The organism is Nocardioides sp. (assembly GCF_029937575.1).
Taxonomy (GTDB): domain Bacteria; phylum Actinomycetota; class Actinomycetes; order Propionibacteriales; family Nocardioidaceae; genus Nocardioides.
Genome location: NZ_JAPYPS010000127.1, coordinates 1 through 3377, shown reverse-complemented (window position 1 = coordinate 3377; position 3377 = coordinate 1). Strand labels below are relative to the sequence as shown.

The 3377-nt window shown below is 70.3% G+C and carries 3 protein-coding genes; all 3 read left to right on the top strand.

Annotation, left to right across the window (positions count from 1 at the left end; genetic code table 11):
• Positions 1 to 807 (top strand): alpha-glucosidase C-terminal domain-containing protein (locus Q1K33_RS20650; RefSeq protein ID WP_300406808.1); only part of this gene is annotated, 807 nt, incomplete at its 5' end.
• The gene (locus Q1K33_RS20645) at positions 804 to 2246 is read left to right on the top strand and encodes a hypothetical protein (protein ID WP_300406806.1); all 1443 of its coding nucleotides are present in this window, start codon (positions 804 to 806) and stop codon (positions 2244 to 2246) included. The genes Q1K33_RS20650 and Q1K33_RS20645, both read left to right, overlap by 4 nt.
• Positions 2243 to 3377: alpha-amylase family glycosyl hydrolase (locus Q1K33_RS20640; protein ID WP_300406804.1), on the top strand; the 1135-nt coding region annotated here is incomplete at its 3' end. The genes Q1K33_RS20645 and Q1K33_RS20640, both read left to right, overlap by 4 nt.

Below are 3377 nucleotides of genomic sequence, written 5' to 3'. Positions count from 1 at the left end.
TGCCAGTGGGGCATCTTCCTGCGCAACCACGACGAGCTCACCCTCGAGATGGTCAGCGACGAGGACCGCGACTACATGTGGGACGAGTACGCCAAGGACCCGCGGATGAAGGCCAACATCGGCATCCGTCGACGCCTCGCCCCGCTGCTCGACAACGACGTGAACCAGATCGAGCTGTTCAACGCGCTCCTACTCTCCCTGCCGGGCTCGCCGGTCCTCTACTACGGCGACGAGATCGGGATGGGCGACAACATCTGGCTCGGTGACCGCGACGGCGTACGCACCCCGATGCAGTGGACACCGGACCGCAACGCCGGCTTCTCCTCCGCCACACCGGGCAAGCTCTTCCTGCCGGCGATCCAGGATCCCGTCTACGGCTACCAGAGCGTCAACGTCGAGGCCCAGCTGGAGAATCCGTCCTCGCTGCTGCACTGGCAGCGCCGGATGATCCACGCCCGCCGCCAGCACCCGGCGTTCGGCCTGGGCAGCTTCACCGACCTCGGCGGCTCGAACGCGTCGGTCCTCTCCTACGCCCGTGAGTACAGGGAGGACGGCCACGACGGCCCGGCCGGGGACCGCGAGGCCAAGGACGACGTCATCCTGTGCGTCAACAACCTCTCGCGCTTCCCGCAGCCGGTGGAGCTGGACCTGCGTCGCTTCGAGGGGATGGTCCCGGTCGAGATGCTCGGCGGGGTGACGTTCCCGCGGATCGGCGAGCTGCCCTACCTGCTGACCCTGAGCGGCTACGGCTTCTACTGGTTCCGCCTCGTGCCGAGCGAGAACCCGGACGAAGGGCAGCTCCTGTGAGCGGACAGGACCACGTGCACGAGCCGGTCACCCACCTGACGGACGAGGTCATCCAGGCCTATCTGGTCAAGACCCGCTGGTTCGGCGGCAAGGGACGACCCTTCGAGGTCTCCGGCGTACGACGCCTCGGGCGGCTGGGCCGCCTGGCGCCCGGCGAGCCCCTGGTCGACGTGCTCATCGTCGAGCTCACCTACGGCGACGGGCCCGCAGGGTCCGAGGCCGACGTCGAGCTCTACCAGGTGCCGCTGGCCTGCTACACCGAGTCAGAGCACCGTCTCGACCACGCCTTCATCGGCTGGTGGGAGGACCCCGAGCACGGGTGGATCCACGCCTACGACGCCCTGCACGACCGGTCGTCGATGGGGCTGTGGCTGCAGGCGTTCGGCGCCGCCGCCGGTCCGGGCAGCTTCGTCACCGAGGGACCGGAGTCGCTCACCTTCCACCGGGTCCCCGGGTCGGAGGTGGACACCGACGCCGTCGGGACGCTGTTCACCGGAGAGCAGTCCAACTCCTCGGTCGCCTTCGGCGAGGACTCCGTGCTCAAGGTCTTCCGCAAGCTGACCCCCGGCCCGAACCCCGACATCACCACCCACGAGGCGCTCACCAAGGCCGACTCCCCCGACGTCGCCCACCTCTACGGCTGGGTCGAGCACGGCAACACCCACCTCGGGATGCTGCAGCAGTTCCTGCGCACGGCCACCGACGGCTGGGACCTCGCGCTCAGCAGCGTGCGCACGTTGTACGCCGACCCGCTGGTCGCGGCCCGCGAGTCCGGCGGAGACTTCGCCGGAGAGTCGGGTCGTCTGGGCGACACGCTGCGCGAGGTGCACGCCGTGCTGCGCGAGCACTTCCAGGTGAGCACCGTCCCCGCCGCCGACACCGCTGCGGCGATGAACGAGCGACTCGATCTGGCGCTGCACGCGGCGCCTGCCCTGGCTCCCCACGAGGACCGCCTGCGTCACGTCTTCGGCCGCGTCCAGGCGCTGGGCGAGCTCCCGGTCCAGCGCGTCCACGGGGACCTGCACCTCGGGCAGACCCTGCGCACGGCCCTGGGCTGGAAGATCGTGGACTTCGAGGGCGAGCCCGCCAAGCCCCTGGCCGAGCGGCTGCTGCCCGACTCGGTGTGGCGTGACGTCGCCGGGATGCTGCGCTCCTTCGCCTATGCCCCGCACGTCGTGGAGCGCCAGCACACCGACCTCGACGAGGACGAGCTGGAGGAGCGCCGCCAGCGGGGAGCTGAGTGGACCGAACGCAACCAGCGCTACTTCCTCAACGCCTACGCCGCCCTCGCCGAGACCGAGCTCACCTCCGAGCAGCGAGCGCTGCTCGACGCCTACGTCGCGGACAAAGCCGTCTACGAGACCGTCTACGAGACCCGCAACCGACCGACCTGGGTGGAGATCCCGCTCACGGCCATCGCGCGCATCGGAGAGCCATGACTGACCGCCCCACCCCGTCCACGAGCCCGTCCACCCCGCCTCCGTCTCCGGCGCCGGTCAACCGAGGCGAGCTCGACCAGATCGTCCGCGGGGACCACGGTCACCCCCACGCGGTGCTCGGGCCCCACGTCCACGAGGGCGCGGTCACCGTGCGGGTGCTGAAGCCGCTCGCCGAGAGGGTGGCGATCAGGCACGGTGGCGCCGACACCGTCCTGGAGCACGAGCACGGCGGCATCTGGGTCGGGGTGGTCGCCGGGGAGTCGGTTCCCGACTATCGCGTCGTCGTCGACTACGGACATGGCGAGCTGCTCCTCGACGACCCCTACCGGTTCCTGCCCACGCTGGGCGAGATGGACCTGCACCTGGTCAACGAGGGCCGCCACGAGAACCTGTGGCAGGTGCTCGGCGCCCGGGTGCACCACTACGACGTCCCCGGCGGCGAGACGATCAGCGGCACGTCCTTCGCCGTGTGGGCGCCGTCGGCGCGAGCGGTGCGGATCAAGGGCGACTTCAACTCCTGGGACGGGCGCGAGCACCCGATGCGCCAGCTCGGCCAGTCGGGCGTGTGGGAGCTGTTCGTGCCCGCCTGCGCCGCGGGCACGTCGTACAAGTTCGTGGTGCTCGGCGCCGACGACGTGTGGCGCGAGAAGGCGGACCCGATGGCGTTCTTCGCCGAGGTCGCGCCCGCGACGTCCTCGCGGGTCTACGAGACCAGTCACACCTGGGGCGACGACGAGTGGATGACCGCCCGTGCCGCCAAACAGGCCGTGGCGGAGCCGATGTCCATCTACGAGATGCACCTGGGCTCGTGGAAGCGGCACCCCGGTGGCCGCTTCTGGTCCTACGACGAGATGGCCGACGACCTGGTGCCCTACCTGTCCGACCTGGGGTTCACCCACGTCGAGCTGATGCCGGTCATGCAGCACCCCTTCGGCGGCTCGTGGGGCTACCACGTCACGTCGTACTTCGCGCCGGACTCCCGGTTCGGTGACCCGGACGGCTTCCGACGGCTCGTCGATGCGTTCCACCAGGCCGGGATCGGCGTGATCCTCGACTGGGTGCCCGGCCACTTCGCGACCGACGAGTGGGCCCTGGCCCGCTTCGACGGCACCCCCCTCTACGAGGACCCCA